Source organism: Streptomyces sp. NPDC047042, from assembly GCF_040644035.1.
Lineage (GTDB): Bacteria > Actinomycetota > Actinomycetes > Streptomycetales > Streptomycetaceae > Streptomyces.
This window is the reverse complement of the sequence record NZ_JBEYVP010000002.1, coordinates 157,947-173,790: the sequence shown is the minus strand read 5'-3', so window position 1 is coordinate 173,790 and position 15,844 is coordinate 157,947. Positions and strand designations below refer to the sequence as shown.

At 69.6% G+C, this 15,844-nt stretch carries 16 protein-coding genes; 7 read left to right on the top strand and 9 right to left on the bottom strand.

Annotated features, from left to right (window positions below; all coding sequences use genetic code 11):
• Positions 1–102: 102 nt before the first annotated feature.
• The 5 genes from ABZ855_RS02610 to ABZ855_RS02590 all read left to right on the top strand — a co-directional run bounded on the left by ABZ855_RS02610 (position 103) and on the right by ABZ855_RS02590 (position 6,171).
• The gene (locus ABZ855_RS02610; protein ID WP_360799737.1) at positions 103–1,191 is read left to right on the top strand and encodes an alkene reductase; all 1,089 of its coding nucleotides are present in this window, start codon (positions 103–105) and stop codon (positions 1,189–1,191) included.
• 72 nt (positions 1,192–1,263) lie between these two features.
• Positions 1,264–1,749, top strand: coding sequence for a 2Fe-2S iron-sulfur cluster-binding protein (locus ABZ855_RS02605; protein WP_360799734.1), 486 nt, complete (start codon positions 1,264–1,266; stop codon positions 1,747–1,749).
• Entirely contained in the window at positions 1,746–2,741 is a 996-nt protein-coding gene (locus ABZ855_RS02600; RefSeq protein ID WP_360799731.1) for a xanthine dehydrogenase family protein subunit M, read from the top strand. The genes ABZ855_RS02605 and ABZ855_RS02600 overlap by 4 nt, the downstream gene beginning before the upstream one ends.
• 35 nt (positions 2,742–2,776) lie before the next feature.
• Positions 2,777–4,960 carry a xanthine dehydrogenase family protein molybdopterin-binding subunit gene (locus tag ABZ855_RS02595; RefSeq protein ID WP_360799728.1) on the top strand — a complete coding sequence of 728 codons (2,184 nt, stop codon included), beginning with the start codon at positions 2,777–2,779 and terminating at the stop codon, positions 4,958–4,960.
• 44 nt (positions 4,961–5,004) lie between these two features.
• A complete protein-coding gene (locus tag ABZ855_RS02590; RefSeq protein WP_360799725.1) occupies positions 5,005–6,171 on the top strand; it encodes an XdhC/CoxI family protein in 1,167 nt (388 codons plus the stop codon).
• Positions 6,172–6,351: 180 nt separating this feature from the next.
• Here ABZ855_RS02590 and ABZ855_RS02585 read toward each other — a convergent pair whose 3' ends face one another.
• The 9 genes from ABZ855_RS02585 to ABZ855_RS02545 all read right to left on the bottom strand — a co-directional run bounded on the left by ABZ855_RS02585 (position 6,352) and on the right by ABZ855_RS02545 (position 13,768).
• A complete protein-coding gene (locus ABZ855_RS02585) occupies positions 6,352–6,996 on the bottom strand; it encodes a TetR/AcrR family transcriptional regulator (RefSeq protein WP_360799722.1) in 645 nt (214 codons plus the stop codon).
• 26 nt (positions 6,997–7,022) lie between these two features.
• The gene (locus ABZ855_RS02580; RefSeq protein ID WP_360799719.1) at positions 7,023–7,391 is read right to left on the bottom strand and encodes a DUF4229 domain-containing protein; all 369 of its coding nucleotides are present in this window, start codon (positions 7,389–7,391) and stop codon (positions 7,023–7,025) included.
• Positions 7,392–7,485: 94 nt separating this feature from the next.
• Positions 7,486–8,010, bottom strand: coding sequence for a GNAT family N-acetyltransferase (locus tag ABZ855_RS02575; RefSeq protein ID WP_360799716.1), 525 nt, complete (start codon positions 8,008–8,010; stop codon positions 7,486–7,488).
• 92 nt (positions 8,011–8,102) lie between these two features.
• Positions 8,103–8,750: a UdgX family uracil-DNA binding protein gene (locus ABZ855_RS02570; RefSeq protein WP_360799713.1), complete on the bottom strand. Its 648-nt coding sequence runs from the start codon at positions 8,748–8,750 to the stop codon at positions 8,103–8,105.
• Positions 8,751–8,831: 81 nt separating this feature from the next.
• Positions 8,832–9,995 carry an aminofutalosine synthase MqnE gene (mqnE, locus tag ABZ855_RS02565; RefSeq protein ID WP_360800261.1) on the bottom strand — a complete coding sequence of 388 codons (1,164 nt, stop codon included), beginning with the start codon at positions 9,993–9,995 and terminating at the stop codon, positions 8,832–8,834.
• 73 nt (positions 9,996–10,068) lie between these two features.
• The gene (locus tag ABZ855_RS02560; RefSeq protein WP_319212020.1) at positions 10,069–10,524 is read right to left on the bottom strand and encodes an Lrp/AsnC family transcriptional regulator; all 456 of its coding nucleotides are present in this window, start codon (positions 10,522–10,524) and stop codon (positions 10,069–10,071) included.
• A 147-nt stretch (positions 10,525–10,671) separates the two neighbouring features.
• A complete protein-coding gene (locus ABZ855_RS02555) occupies positions 10,672–11,370 on the bottom strand; it encodes a UbiX family flavin prenyltransferase (RefSeq protein ID WP_319212022.1) in 699 nt (232 codons plus the stop codon).
• Positions 11,371–11,405: 35 nt separating this feature from the next.
• On the bottom strand, positions 11,406–12,314 hold the full coding sequence (mqnP, locus tag ABZ855_RS02550) for a menaquinone biosynthesis prenyltransferase MqnP (RefSeq protein ID WP_360799708.1): 909 nt from the start codon (positions 12,312–12,314) through the stop codon (positions 11,406–11,408).
• The gene (locus ABZ855_RS02545) at positions 12,311–13,768 is read right to left on the bottom strand and encodes a menaquinone biosynthesis decarboxylase (RefSeq protein ID WP_360799705.1); all 1,458 of its coding nucleotides are present in this window, start codon (positions 13,766–13,768) and stop codon (positions 12,311–12,313) included. The genes mqnP and ABZ855_RS02545 overlap by 4 nt, the downstream gene beginning before the upstream one ends.
• 71 nt (positions 13,769–13,839) lie before the next feature.
• Between ABZ855_RS02545 and ABZ855_RS02540 the strand changes: the two genes are divergently transcribed.
• Positions 13,840–14,250: a PLD nuclease N-terminal domain-containing protein gene (locus tag ABZ855_RS02540; RefSeq protein WP_360799702.1), complete on the top strand. Its 411-nt coding sequence runs from the start codon at positions 13,840–13,842 to the stop codon at positions 14,248–14,250.
• A 111-nt stretch (positions 14,251–14,361) separates the two neighbouring features.
• Positions 14,362–15,744, top strand: a complete 1,383-nt coding sequence (locus ABZ855_RS02535; RefSeq protein WP_360799699.1) for a cytosine permease — start codon at positions 14,362–14,364, stop codon at positions 15,742–15,744.
• The last annotated feature ends 100 nt before the right edge of the window (positions 15,745–15,844 follow it).

Below are 15,844 nucleotides of genomic sequence, written 5' to 3'. Positions count from 1 at the left end.
TTACTGCCACGACTCATCTTGAGACTCAGTCTCAAAGAGATGTACAGTCTCTACTAGCTCTCCAACCTCTCCCACCCGACCCGTTCCTCGAGGGAAGCCGCCATGACTACCGCGTTCGACCCGATCGACCTGAGCGGAAAGCCGCTGGCCAACCGCATCGCGATGGCACCGATGACCCGCAGCCGCGCCGACGCTCCCGCAGCCACGGCGACGGAGCTGACGGCCACCTACTACGCCCAGCGCGCGAGCGCCGGCCTGATCGTCACCGAGGGCATCCAGCCGTCGGCGGTCGGCCAGGGCTACACCAACACCCCCGGCCTGCACTCCGCGGCGCAGGTCGACGCCTGGCGGAAGGTGACCGACGCCGTCCACGCCCAGGGCGGCACGATCTTCGCGCAGCTCATGCACACCGGCCGGATCGGCCACCCCAGCCTGCTGCCCGACGGACTCGTCCCCGTCGCCCCCTCCGCCGTCGCGGCGACCGGCCAGGTGTTCACGTACGAGGGCCCCCACGACTACGTCACACCCAGGGAACTGGACCAGGACGGCATCACCCGGACGATCGCCGACTACGCCGAGGCCGCCCACAACGCGATCTCCGCCGGCTTCGACGGCGTGGAGATCCACGGCGCGAACGGCTACCTGATCCACCAGTTCCTCGCCCCCAACACCAACCTGCGCACCGACAGTTGGGGAGGCGGGCCCGCGGACCGGGTCCGCTTCGGCATCGAGGTCGCCAGGGCCGTCGCGGAGGCGATCGGCGGTCACCGGACCGGCTTCCGCATCTCGCCCGGCAACCCCTACAACGACATCGCCGAGACCGACCCGGCGGACGTGCTGGAGACCTACAGCACCCTGATCGCCGGTCTCGCCCGGCTGGACCTCGCCTACCTGCACCTGGTCGAGAGCCCGGACCGCGACCTGACCCTCCGGCTGCGCAAGGACTGGCCGACGGCGTTCGTCCTCAACCCCTTCACCCACCCCGAGACCACCGGCCCCGACGCACTCGCCCTCATCGAGGACGGCACCGCCGACATCGTCGCCTTCGGCGCCCTGTTCCTGGCCAACCCCGACCTGCCCGCCCGGCTCGCAGCCGGTGGCCCGTACAACACCCCCGACGCGGCCACCTTCTACGGCGGCGACCACCGCGGCTACACCGACTACCCGGCGCTGCCCGCCGACAGCGCGTGACCTGCACAACGATCACCATTCGCGAGCACCCCTCAAGACAACGAGCCCTCGGGTGAACCGGAGGAATGACAGGTGGAGATAGAGCTGCGGATCAATGGATCCGCCCGAAGACTGGACGTCGCGCCGCAAGTGAGTCTGCTGGACGCGTTGCGCGAGTACCTGAACCTGACCGGCACGAAGAAGGGCTGCGACCAGGGCGCGTGCGGTGCCTGCACGGTGCTGGTGGACGGGCGGCGGATCAACGCCTGTCTCGCGCTGGCGGTGCAGTACGAGGGCCGGGAGATCACGACGATCGAGGGGGTCGACCACCCGTTGCAGGAGGCGTTCGTGCGCACGGACGGGTTCCAGTGCGGGTACTGCACGCCGGGTCAGATCTGTTCGGCGATCGGGATGCTGGCCGAGCACAAGGAGGGCGCGCCCAGCGCGGCGACCGAGCATCTCGCCGACGGTGGCGGGGAGTTGGACGAGGCGGAGATCCGGGAGCGGATGAGCGGCAACCTGTGCCGTTGCGGCGCCTACAACGGCATCGTCTCGGCGATCAGGGAGGTCGCGAAGTGAAGTCGTTCTCCTACGCCAGTGCGACGGATGTGGACACGGCGCTGCGCACGGCCGCCGACGGCGAGGGCGTGAAGTTCCTCGCCGGCGGGACGAACCTCGTCGACCTCATGCGCGAGGGCATCGAACACCCGGCGACGCTCGTCGACATCACCCGCCTGCCCCTGACCGACATCGAGGAACTCCCCGACGGCACCCTCCGCGTCGGCGCGCTGGTGAGCAACAGCCGCCTCGCCGCGGACCCCCTCGTCCGCACCCGCTACCCGGTCCTGGCGCAGGCCATCCTGCTCGGCGCCTCCGCGCAACTGCGGAACATGGCGACCGTCGGAGGCAACCTCCTCCAGCGCACCCGCTGCATGTACTTCTACGACGAGACCGCAAGCTGCAACAAACGCGCGCCCGGCACCGGTTGCGACGCGATCGGCGGGTTCTCCCGCGGCAGCGCGGTCCTGGGCACGAGCGAACACTGCATCGCCACCCACCCCTCGGACATGGCCGTGGCGCTGGTGCTCCTCGACGCGGTCGTCGAAGCGGAGAGCGTGCGCGGCGTACGGCGTATCCCAGTCGCCGACTTCCACACGCTGCCCGGCGACACCCCGCACATCGAGTCGGTGCTGGCCCCCGACGAGCTGATCACGGCCGTCGAACTGCCCCCGGTGCCGGTCGCGGCGCACTCGCTCTACCGCAAGGTCCGCGACCGGGCGTCGTACGCCTTCGCCCTCGTCTCGGTCGCCGCCGCGCTCGCCGTCGAGGACGGCGTGATCACCGACGTACGGCTCGCACTCGGCGGCGTAGCCACCAAACCCTGGCGCGCCACCGAAGCCGAACGGTTCCTGCTCGGTCAGCCCCCGACCGAGGAGGCCTTCCGGCGGGCGGCGGAAGCCGAACTCGCCGCCGCAGAGGGCGGACCGCAGAACGCCTTCAAGATCGAACTCGCACGGCGCACGATCGCGGCGACCCTGCGGCAGCTGCTGACCGACGGGAGCGCCGCCTGATGCCGAACTCAAAGGCAGGAAGAAGGCAGGGCGGCATGACCACGATCGGACAACCGCTCGACCGCATCGACGGCGGCGTCAAGACGACCGGCGCCGCGAAGTTCGCCGCCGAGCACTTCTACCCCGGCCTCGCGCACGCCGTACTCGTGCACGCCACCATCAGCCGCGGCCGCGTCACCGTACTGCACACCGACGAGGCGAGCGCGGTGCCGGGCGTGATCGCCGTCCTCACCCACCTCAACGCACCCCCCATGAAACCGGCGCCCAAGGCCGGAACGTTCAACTTCACCATGTTGTTCTCCGGCACCTCGGTGAACTACCTGCAGAGCGACGAGGTGCTGTGGGAGGGGCAGCCGATCGCGGTGGTCGTAGCGGAGACCTCCGCCGCCGCCCGGGAGGCAGCCGCGCTGGTGCGCGCCGAGTACGCGGTGACCGAGTCCGTGGTGGACTTCGAGGGGGTCCAACACGACGCACAGCCGCAAACGAACAACTCCTTCTTCCCCCAGGGAGCGGAGAGGGGCGACGCGGAGGCCGCGCTCGCCACCGCGCAGGTGTCGCTGGACCTGCGGTACACCACCCCGCCGCACAGCCACAACGCGCTGGAGCTGCACTCCACCATCGCCGTCTGGGACGGCGACCGGCTGACCGTCCACGACGCGACGCAGTCCATCGACTGGTTCCGCACCCACCTCGCGCTGCGGTTCTCCGTACCCAGGACCAACGTACGGGTACTGGCGCCCTTCGTCGGCGGCGCCTTCGGCGGCAAGTTCGCGATGTGGCCCGGCACCATCCTCGCGGCGCTGGCCGCACGCGCGACCAGCAGGCCCGTGCGGCTGGTGCTGTCGCGGGAGGCGGTCTACCGCACGGTGGGCGGACGCACCCCCTCCATCCAGCGGGTCGCGCTCGGGGCCGACCGCGACGGCAGGCTGACCTCGCTGCTGCACACCAGCGTCACCCGCGCCAGCGAGATCGGCGGCAATTTCGAGCAGGTCACCTCCGCGTCCCAGCACCTCTACGCGGCCGAGAACATCCTCGCGCGGCATGACCGCGTGCGGCTCGACCTGCTGCCCAGCACCTTCATGCGGGCGCCGGGCGAGGCGATCGGTACCTTCGCGCTGGAGTCCGCGATCGACGAACTGGCCTACGAGCTGGGCATGGACCCGATCGAGCTGCGCCTGCGCAATGACACCGCGGTCGACCCGATCGACGGCAAGAAGAAGTTCTCGCACCGCAAGCTGCCGGAGCTTTACGCGCTGGGCGCGGAGCGGTTCGGCTGGCACGAGCGCAACCCCGAACCGCGCTCGACACGCGAGGGACGGTGGCTGGTCGGGACGGGCATGGCCACGGCGTTCCACCCGGCACTGTCGATGCCGGTCAACGTCACGGTCCGACTGTCGGCCGACGGCAGCGTCCTGGTGCGCTGCGCCTTCCAGGAGATGGGCATGGGCGCGGCCACGGCTCAGGCCCAGATCACGGCCGACGCGCTGGGTGTGCCGTTCGACGCGGTCCGCGTGGAGTACGGCGATTCCGATCTGCCGATGGGACCGGCCGCCGCGTCCTCCGTCCAGACCGCGAGTACCGCCGCCAGTGTGCTGCAGGCGTGCGAGGAGCTGAAGCAGAAGCTGCAGTCCATGGCCCGCAGGACCGGCGGCGACAGCAACGAGGAGATACTCCGGCGCGCGAAGGTGCCGCACGTCGAAGCCAAAGTCGGATCCGAGACGCGGCTCGGCCGCATCGCCGGGCGGGCACGGTTCCTCCCGGGCTTCCTGCTCAGCGCCCAGCGGTTGATCAAGGCTGCCTCCGGTGTCCAGTTCTGCGAGGTGAGGGTCGACGCCGAGACCGGTGAGACGCGGGTGTCGCGGTGGGTCGGCGTGTTCGACATCGGCAGGGTGATCAACGCGAAGACGGCGGCCAGCCAGCTGCGCGGCGGCATCGTGATGGGCCTGGGCCTGGCGATGGCCGAGGAGACCCTCGTCGACCCGCGCAACGGACGGATCATGAACCCCAGCCTGGCCGAGTACCACGTCCCCGTGCACGCCGACATCCCGCCGATCGACGTGTCCTTCCTTGACGACCCGGACCCGAACACGGCCTTCGGCATCCTCGGCGCGGGCGAAGTGGGAGTCACGGGTGTCGGTGCGGCCGTGGCGAACGCCGTGTACCACGCGACCGGCAAGCGGGTGCGGGACCTGCCGATCACGCTGGACAAACTCCTCTGAGACAACGGCGGTTCGATCCGTCCTACGGCAAGAAAGGCATGCACGTGCTGGACATCGCTGGCGAGCTGAACCAATGGCTCGAGGAGGGACGGGAGTTCGCCGTGGCCACGGTCGTGGCCGTCAGCGGCAGCGCACCGCGCGGCCCGGGCGCCGCGCTCGCCGTCGACACCGACGGCACGGCCATCGGCTCGGTGTCCGGCGGCTGCGTCGAAGGCGCGGTGTACGACCTGTGCACCCAGGCCCTCACCGACGGAGTGGCGGTGCGTGAGCGGTTCGGCTACAGCGACGAGGACGCCTTCGCCGTCGGCCTGACCTGCGGCGGCGTCCTCGACATCCTGGTCACCCCGGTACCCGCCGACGGACCCGGCAGGAAGACATTCCAGACGGCGCTGTCGGCCGCGGCCCGGGGCGATGCGGTGGCGCTCGCCCGCGTGATCCGCGGGCCGGCCCAGCTGCTCGGGCGGGCACTGGCAGTCCGCCAGGACGGCTCGTACGAAGGTGAACTGGGCGAACACCCCGACCTGGACCGTGCCGTCGCCGACGAGACCCGCTCCCTGCTCGACGCGGGCCGCACCGGCACCTTCGACATCGCGCGGGACGGAACCCACTGCGAACCGGACCTGACCGTGTTCGTCGAGTCGAGCGTGCCGCCCCCGCGCATGCTCGTGTTCGGGGCGATCGACTTCGCGGCGGCCCTGGTGCGCGTGGGCAAGTTCCTCGGCTACCACGTCACGGTGTGCGACGCCCGGCCCGTCTTCGCCACCCGCACGCGCTTCCCCGAGGCCGACGACATCGTGATCGACTGGCCCCACCGCTACCTGAGCCACACCCCGACCGACGACCGCACGGTGATCTGCGTCCTCACCCACGACGCCAAGTTCGACGTACCCCTCCTGGAAACAGCCCTACGCCTGCCGGCCGCCTACATCGGCGCCATGGGCTCCCGCCGCACCCACACCGACCGCCACCGCAAACTCCGCGAAACCGGCCTCACCCAAGCCGAACTCACCCGCCTGCACTCACCCATCGGCCTCGACCTCGGCGCCCGCACACCCGAAGAGACCGCCCTGTCCATCGCCGCCGAGATCATCGCCACCCGCCACGACGGAACAGGCCTCCCCCTGAGCACCTCACACACACCCATCCACCACGACCGAACCGACCGCCGACTCAACGGGAACCCCTCACCCGCCCTCACCGCGCCTCGCTGAGCCCTAGGGCCTGTCGTCAAATTCCCGCCTGCCTCGCGACGACATGCACGCCCTCTCGCCGCACCGGACACAGACCCACGTACAACCAGTACGAGGGCCTGCGTCCGGCACGCCGAGAGCACGCACCTGCCGCCGCGAGGCCCGCCCTTCGGGCGGACGACGGGAATTTGACGACAGGCCCTAGGAACTCGGGGCCGTCCAGGGGCTCCCTGTCATCAGGTTGGCCAGGCCCGCCCACGCGAAGTTCATCAGTGTGGTCGCCGCCTGTTTCGCGGTCACGCCCGGGGTCGTGTTGGCCCAGGCCGCGAGGGATTCGGCGGCGCCCACCAGGGCCACGGCCAGGCCGGCCACCTCGCGTTCGGGCAGGGAGGGGTCGCTGTGGGCCTCGCGGGCCGCGATCACGATCAACTGGGTGACGAACGCGACGAGTTCCTCGCGCATCGCGGTGACCTCGGTCGCGAACGGTTCGCCGTGCGTACGGGCCTGGAGGTGGAGCACGGACCAGCCGTCCGGGTTCTGGGCGGTGTGCGTGAAGAACGCGCACAGGCCGTCCCAGAGCTGGCGGTCGGCGGGCAGGGCGGGTTCGACACCGGCGCGGACGGCCTCGGTGAGTGTCCTGGCCTCGCGCCTGATGCAGGCGGTGAAGAGGTCTTCCTTCGAGTTCAGGTACAGATAGACCAACGGCTTGGAGACACCGGCGAGTTCGGCGATCTCGTCCATCGACGCGGCCATGTAGCCACGCTGGCCGAAGGTCCGTACGGCGGCGTCCAGCATCTGCTGCTCACGGACGGCACGCGGCATCCGCTTGTTCTTCACAGCACCCATGAGGGCAAGGGTAGTTGTGCCCGGCTTCAGGAGATCTGGCTCTGAGCCCGGTTCTCAGCAGAGTTCCGAGCGGGGTTCTCGGCCGGGTTCTCAGCCGGGTTCTGCGCCTGGGCGCGGGCCGCCTCGTCGACCGCCTCGTCCTCCTGGCTGCGGTTCGCCTCCAGGTTGGCCTTGACGCGGTCCACCTTCTCGACGATCTGCACCGACGCCCGGTCCCGTTCCTTGCGGAGCGCCACGAAGCTGATCGGGGCGGAGATCACGAGGGAGAGCAGGATGACCCACATGCCGTTGGAGCTGCCGAGGCCGCGCGGTGCGATACCGGAGTAGACGAGGCCCCAGACCACCAGCAGGCAGGCCGCCAGGATCCCGAAGCGCATCAGCGTGTAGCGGAGCATCTCAATCCACTCTTCCAGTTCCAAAAAAGGGCACCGTCCAGTGAAGCACGGCGAGGTGCCGATCTTGCAGGCGGGTGCACGGGGACGCACGGGCTCACGTCAGAGGCAGCAGCATGATGATGTCGTCGCGGTCGTCGCCCGGCGCGACCCGTATCGCGCCCGGTATGCGGCCGACCTCCTTGTAGCCGCAGGAGCCGTAGAAACGCTCCAGGCCGTGGCCGCCTCGGCAGGTGAGGCGGATCGCCTCCGTGCCCTCGAAGGTGCGGGCCGCGTCCGCCGCCGCCGCGAGCAGGTCCCGGCCGTAGCCCCGGCCCTGGTGGCGGGGGTGCACCATCACCGTGTACAGCCACACCCAGTGGGTCATCAGCCGGTGCGTGTTGAAGGTGAGGAACGCGGTCGCGGCGACCCGCCCGTCCTCGTCGTGCGCGACCAGGAGCCGGACGCGCCCCTCCGCCATCGCCACGAAGTGCTTCACCAGCTCGGGCCGGATCGTCTCCCGGTCCACCGGGGCGACGAAGCCGACGGCACCGCCCGCGTTGGACACGTCCGCCCACAGGTCGAGGATGCCGTCCCGGAGGTCGGGGTCGACGGCGGGATCGAGGGTGAAGGTAAGGGGCATGAGGGGAGGGTAATCATTACGCACCCGTCGCCTCAAGTCGGCCCCGGCGTCACGTACGTCATCCCACCGTCAGCCCAGCCGTCATCCCACCGTCAGCCCAGCGCCCGTACCGCCACCTCCAGGTCCGCCACCAGGCCCCGGTACGCCGCCTCCCTGTCCTCGGCCCGCAGTACGGCCGACGGATGCACGGTCGGCACGAGCCGCTCCCGCCTCCCGTGGATCTCCTCCTCCAGCACGGTCCCGCGCACCTGAGTCACCCGGAACGACGAGCCGAGCAGCGCCTTGCCGGCGGTGGCGCCGAGGACCACGATCAGCTCCGGCGCGACCAGCTCCAGCTCCTTGGCGAGCCAGGGCCCGCAGGCCGTCATCTCCCGAAGGGTGGGCGCCCGGTGGATACGGCGTTTGCCGGGCTCGGTCTGCGCGAACTTGAAGTGCTTCACGGCGTTGGTGACATACGCCTCCGCCGGATCCAGCCCCGCTTCCGCGAGCGCCCGGTCCAGCAACTTCCCCGCAGGCCCGACAAACGGCTCCCCCTGCCGATCCTCCTGATCCCCGGGCTGCTCCCCGACAAGCATCACGCGCGCGTGCGCGGCCCCCGTACCGAAGACCGTCTGGGTGGCATCACGGTGGAGCGGACAGCCCCGACAGTCGGCGGCGGCCCGGCGCAGGGCGGGCAGCCCGCCCCGGCCAGGAACAAAGGGCTCTGCGGTGTAAGCATCTTCGGGCGCCTCATCAGGCATGGGCCCCGAGTACCCACCCAAGGGGCGCGGGGAACTGCGCGCCCGGCCCCCACGCACCCGCACCCGACGTCACATCCGCCCTCACACCCTCATCGGCTGAGGCGACTCCCGACGCGCCGGATCGGGACCCTCGTACTCCCGAATGATCTCGTACCGAGTATTCCGCTCCACCGGCCGGAACCCGGCGTCCCGAATCAGGTCGAGCAGATCGTCGCGGGTGAGCTTGTTGGGCGTGCCGTAGTTGTCCGCGTCATGCGTGATCTTGTACTCGACGACCGACCCGTCCATGTCGTCCGCCCCGTGCTGCAGCGCGAGCTGCGCGGTCTGGACGCCGTGCATGACCCAGAAGACCTTGACGTGCGGCACGTTGTCGAACAGCAGCCTCGACACCGCGAAGGTCTTGAGCGCCTCCGCGCCGGTCGCCATCTGGGTGCGCGCCTGGAGGCGGTTCCTGACCTTGCCGTCCTTCATGTCGACGAAGTCGTGCTGGTAGCGCAGCGGGATGAAGACCTGGAAGCCGCCCGTCTCGTCCTGGAGTTCACGCAGTCGCAGGACGTGGTCCACGCGGTGGCGGGGCTCCTCGATGTGGCCGTACAGCATCGTGCACGGGGTCTTGAGACCCTTCTCGTGCGCGAGGCGGTGGATGCGCGACCAGTCCTCCCAGTGCGTCCGGTGGTCGACGATGTGCTCGCGGACCTCCCAGTCGAAGATCTCGGCGCCGCCGCCGGTCAGCGACTCGAGGCCCGCGTCGATCAGCTCGTCGAGGATCTCGGACGCCGACAGGCCGCTGATCGTCTCGAAGTGGTGGATCTCCGTCGCCGTGAACGCCTTGAGGGAGACGCTCGGCAGGGCGGCCTTCAGCTCCCGCAGCGAGCGCGGGTAGTACCGCCAGGGAAGGCTCGGGTGCAGGCCGTTGACGATGTGCAGCTCGGTGAGGTTCTCGCCCTCCATCGCCTTGGCGAGCTTGACCGCCTCCTCGATGCGCATCGTGTACGCGTCCTTCTCGCCCGGCTTGCGCTGGAAGGAGCAGTAGGCGCACGAGGCGGTGCACACGTTGGTCATGTTGAGGTGCCGGTTGACGTTGAAGTGGACGACGTCGCCGTTCTTGCGCGTGCGCACCTCGTGCGCCAGCCCGCCGAGCCAGGCCAGGTCGTCCGACTCGTACAGCGCGATGCCGTCCTCGCGGGTCAGCCGCTCACCGGCCCTGACCTTCTCCTCCAGCTCGCGCTTGAGCCCGACGTCCATGCTCATCCCTCGCTCGTCCCTCTCCTAGACAGCTCGGCCTTCCTACAGCCCGGTCAACCGTACGCCCCCGCCCCTAATGCTCTTCGGGCAGCTCACCGACCCTGTTCTCCCACTTCGTGGAGAGCACGATGGTCGTACGGGTCCTGGAGACGCCCTGCGTCCCGCTGAGCCGCCGGATGATCTTCTCGAGTCCGTCGACGTCGCTCGCCCGCACCTTGAGCATGAACGAGTCGTCGCCCGCGATGAACCAGCAGTCCTCGATCTCGCTGAGGTCCCGCAGCCGACGCGCCACGTCCTCGTGGTCGGCGGCGTCGGAGAGCGAGATGCCGATGAGCGCGGTGACGCCGAGGCCGAGCGAGGCGGCGTCGACGGTGGCGCGGTACCCGGTGATGACACCGGCCGTCTCCAGCCGGTTGATGCGGTCGGTGACACTGGGCCCCGACAGACCGACGAGGCGCCCCAGCTCGGCGTAGGAGGCCCGGCCGTTCTCCCTCAGGGCCTGGATGAGCTGCCTGTCCACGGCGTCCATGCGATTCGAGCCTTCCGATGAAGAATCCTGAAGAATGCTGAACATTTCACAGCTTGCTGAAGGTGAGACTTGCTTGGGGGTGAAGCCTGCTCAAGGTCTTGCTGAAGGTGATGAGTGGTCCTGCCAGTTGCTGATACGTACGCCGGCTCAGTCGTTATCAGTACGGGATGTACGGGATTCCCCGGCACCCCCGCCGAGTTCGCCCTCCCAGCGGGTGTACAGCCGGTGCGGGACGCCCGCCGCGTCGAGCACGCGCCCGGCGACGAAGTCCACGAGGTCCTGGATGTGGGTGGCGCCGGCGTAGAAGGCGGGCGAGGCCGGTACGACGCTCGCGCCCGCGTCGTCCAGGGTCACCAGGTGCCGCAGCGTCTGCCCGTTCAGCGGGGACTCCCGTACGGCGACGACGAGAGCGCGCCGTTCCTTGAGGGTGACGCTCGCCGCCCGCTGCAACAGGTCCTTCGACAGCCCCAGCGCGACCCCGGCCACGCAGGCCGTGGAGGCGGGCACGATCAGCATCCCCTTGGTGGCGTACGACCCCGAGGAGGGCCCGGCCGCCAGGTCACCGGCGCTCCAGTGCCGTACGCGGTCGATGTCCACGGCGAAGGTGCCGGGTTTGCCGTCGGCGCCCCTGGCCAGCCATTCCCGCAGGTCGTCCTGCCAGTGGGCGTCGCGGAAGGAGATCCCGGTCTCGTCGAGCAGCGTGAGCCGCGAGGCCCGGCTGACGACCAGATCGACGGCTTCCCCCGCATCGAGCAGCGCACGCAGCACAGCAGCCGCATACGGCGTCCCCGACGCTCCGGACACCCCCACGATCCAAGGCGTGCGCTGCGTTTCTCCTGCGTTCACACCTTGAGCCTACCGGCGGTCACCCGTACCCGAATTCAGACCGTGAGTCCACGGACGAGCAGGTCGACCAGCGCACACCCGAAAAGAGCGATGCCGATGAAGCCGTTGACGGAGAAGAACGCCCGGTTCAGTCGTGACAGGTCGTGCGGGCGCACGATCCTGTGCTCGTAGACGAAGGCCCCCGCCACGACCGCCAGTCCCAGCCAGAAGAACGCGCCCGCGTCCGTGGCCAGCGCGTACCAGGCCAGCAGGGCCGTCGTCAGCGCGTGGCAGACGCGGGCGCCCCACACCGCCGCCGGGATGCCGAAGCGGGCCGGCACCGACAGGACGCCGGTCTCGCGGTCCGTGTCGACGTCCTGGCAGGCGTAGATGAGGTCGAAGCCGCCGATCCAGATGCCGACCGCGAGCCCCAGGATGACCGCGTCCCAGGACCACTCCCCCGTGATCGCCAGCCAGCCGCCGACCGGGCCCATGGCCTGGGCGAGACCCAGGATGGCCTGGGGGAAGTTCGTGAACCGCTTGCCGTACGGGTACACCACCATCGGGATCACCGCGACGGGGGCGAGGGCCAGGCACAGGGGGTTCAGCAGGGCCGCCGAGCCGAGGAAGACGACGACGGCGACGAGGGCGCCGGTCCAGGCGTGCTTCACCGACATGGCGCCCGTGACCAGCTCACGGTGGGCGGTGCGCGGGTTACGGGCGTCGATCTCGCGGTCGATGATCCGGTTGACCGCCATCGCGAAGGTGCGCAGGCCCACCATGCAGACGGTGACCAGGAGCAGCCGGCCCCAGTGGATGTTCTTGTCGACCTGGAACATCGCGGTCAGCGCCGCGATGTAGGCGAAGGGCAGCGCGAAGATCGAGTGTTCGATCATGACGAGGCGCAGGAAGGCCTTGGTGCGGCCCGGCTGGGGCAGGGCGGCGGAGGCGGATGCGGAACTCACAGGCCGTATTCCTTCCAGCGTCTGTCCACTTTCGCGGCCGTGTCCGGGTCGGACACCACCATCTCCGGCCAGCCGCCGTCGCGCGTGTACCCCTCCTCGGGCCACTTACGGGTCGCGTCGATGCCCGCCTTGCCGCCCCAGAACTGCTGGTAGGAGGCGTGGTCGAGGTGGTCGACGGGGCCTTCGACCACCGTGAGGTCGCGGGCGTAGTCCGTGTTGCCGAAGGCCCGCCAGGCGACCTCGTGCAGGTCGTGGACGTCGCAGTCGGCGTCGACGATCACGATCAGCTTGGTCAGGGACATCATGTGGGCGCCCCAGACGGCGTGCATCACCTTCTGCGCGTGCTTGGGGTACTTCTTGTCGATCGCGACGATCGCGCAGTTGTGGAAGCCGCCGGCCTCGGGGAGGTGGTAGTCCACGATGTCCGGCACGATGATCTTGAGGAGCGGGAGGAAGAACCTCTCCGTCGCGCGGCCCAGCGGGCCGTCCTCCGTGGGCGGCCTGCCGACGACGATCGACTGGAGCAGCGGGCGGCTGCGCATCGTCACGCAGTCGATCTTGAGCGCCGGGAAGGGTTCCTGCGGGGTGTAGAAGCCCGTGTGGTCGCCGAAGGGCCCTTCGGGCAGCATCTCGCCGGGCTCCAGCCAGCCCTCCAGTACGACCTCCGCCTGCGCGGGCACCTGCAGGGGCACCGTCATGCAGTCGACCATCTCGATCCGCTTGCCCGCGATGAACCCGGCGAACAGATATTCGTCGATGTCACCGGGGAGGGGGGCCGTGGACGCGTAGGTGACGGCCGGCGGGCAGCCGAACGCGATCGCGACCGGCAGCCGCTCACCCTTGCGGGCCGCCACCTGGTAGTGGTTCCGGCTGTCCTTGTGGATCTGCCAGTGCATACCGATGGTGCGCTTGTCGTGCCGCTGGAGGCGGTAGAGGCCGAGGTTGCGGATCCCGCTCTCCGGGTCCTTGGTGTGCGTCAGGCCCAGGTTGAAGAAGGAGCCGCCGTCCTCGGGCCAGGTGAAGAGGGCCGGGAGGAGGTCGAGGTCCACCTCGTCGCCCTCCAGCACGATGTCGTGCACGGGCGCGTCACCGGACTTCACCTTCTTCGGCGGTACGTGGACCATCGAGCCGAGCTTGCCGAAGGCCTCCCGCACACCGACGAAGCCCTGCGGCAGTTCGGGCTTCAGCAGCCCGCCGATCCGCTCGCTGATCTCCGCGTACGACTTCAGCCCGAGCGACTTGAGCAGCCGCCGGTCGGTGCCGAACACGTTCATCGCCAGCGGCATCGCCGAGCCACGCACGTTCTCGAAGAGCAGCGCGGGCCCGCCTGCCTTCTGCACGCGGTCGACGATCTCCCCGACCTCCAGGTACGGGTCCACCTCGGCCTTGATGCGCTTGAGGTCGCCCTCGCGCTCCAGCGCCCTGAGCAGGGAGCGAAGATCGTCGTAAGCCATGCGTTCCAGTATCCGTTACGCACTACCCTGGACCTGTCAGCGGGGGCCGGAGACTCAAGGGGACCGAATACATGCTGCGGGTGCTGTTGATCCTGGTGCCTCTCGCCCTGAGCATCTACGCGTTCATCGACTGCGTCACGACGCAGGAGAAGGACGTCCGCTTCATGCCGAAACCCGTATGGGCCATCCTCATCCTCCTGTTTCCGCTCGTCGGCTCGGTCTCGTGGCTGATCATCGGCCGCGACCGCGCCACCTCGCAGCGCATGGGCGGCCTCTCGGGCGGCGGCCAGTGGGTGGCCCCCGACGACAACCCGGAGTTCCTGAAGTCCCTCCGGGACGACAAGGCCGACAAGACCGGGAAGACCGACGCCGGCGAGCCGGTGAAGGACGACGACGCGCACCTGCGGGACTGGGAGGCGGACCTGCGCCGCCGCGAGGAGGAACTGAAGCGCCGGGAGAGCGGCGAGGATCCCAAGGAGTAGGGCTTACGTACCCGGGGGGCTGCCGCCGTACAAGGTGTACGTCGACGAGCCCCCCGAAGCGGACAGTGCGCCCCTGGGCCGGGCCCGGTGCGGGCCGGAGACTTGCCTCGCATGACGACTGCTCCGGCCAGTACCTCCGTGACCCCGGCTCCCGAGTACGGCGACAAGGTCATCGCCGTCGAGACGGCGGGCGCGGACCCCATCCCGGACGCCGAACGGCACGGCGCCCCGCTCCAGTTGCTGTGGACCTGGGCCTCCCCGAACATCGAGTTCGCGACGGTCTACATCGGCGTGATCTCGGTCCTCTTCTTCGGCCTGAACTTCTGGCAGGCGTCGGCGGCGCTGCTGCTGGGCACCGCGCTCGGTGCGCTGACGCACGGGATCCTCTCCCTCGACGGGCCCCGGTTCGGCGTACCGCAGATGGCGATCGGCCGGTTCTCCTTCGGGTACCGGGGGAATCTGCTGCCCGCCGGTGTGAACGCACTTGTCTCGGGTGTCGGCTGGTTCGCCGTCAACAGTGTGAGCGCCGCTTTCGCGCTCAACACGCTGACCGGGCTGCGTCCGCTCCCGTCGTTGTTGCTCGTGGTCGCGGCGGAGATCGTGATCGGCTTCATCGGCCACAACTTCGTACACGCCTTCGAGAAGTACGCGTTCCCGGCGCTGGCGGTCGTCTTCCTGCTGGCCGGTGTCTGGACGTTCAAGGAGGCCGACCTGGGCGCGCCGGGGGCCGGCGGCGGCATCGGCGGGTTTCTGCTCGCCTTCAGCGCGGCCTGGGGATACACGGCCGGCTGGAACCCGGGCGCCTCGGACTACTCCCGCTACCTCCCCCGTACGGCCGACCGTTTCCGCACCGCCCTCCACCCCGCCCTCGGCCTGTTCGTGTCCGTCTCCGTCGTGGCGCTGATCGGCGCGGCCTCGGCGACGATCGTCGCTCCGGAGGGCTCGACTCCGACGGCGGCGTTCACGGCTCATCTCCCAGGCTGGCTGGGCGACTTGGTGCTCCTCGCCATCATCCTGGGCGCGGTCTCGGCGAACGCCCTGAACGTCTACTCCTCCGCGATGTCGATCACGTCCTTCGGCTTTCGGCTGCCCGGGTGGCTCGGGCGCGGCGCGATCGTGGTGCTGTGCGGGCTGGCGGGTACGGCGGCGGCCTGGTCGTCACTGGCGGACGCGGGGCAGGCGTACGAGGCGTTTCTGCTGGTGATCGCCTACTGGGTGGGGCCGTGGCTGGGGGTGGTGCTGACGGAGAGGTGGCTGCGGGCACGGACACCGCTGGACACGCTGACTGCCCGTCTGTCCGACCGTGCCTTCACCAACTGGCCCGGAATCACCGCACTGTTGGCGGGCATGGCGGTGTCGGTGCCGCTGTTCTCGAACCAGGAGAAGTACGTGGGCTGGGTGCCGGAGCAGTGGCCGGCTTTCGGCGACGTGACGTGTCTGGTCGGGTTCGCGGTGAGCGCGGGGCTGTACCGGGCGCTGCGGCGGGCCGCCTGATCGTGGGTCCGCCGGGCGTACATCCCCCACACGCCCGGCGCACATCAGGTGCAAGTCATGAGCACGTCATTTTTAGACCAACAGTAGCCTCGTGGCAGCT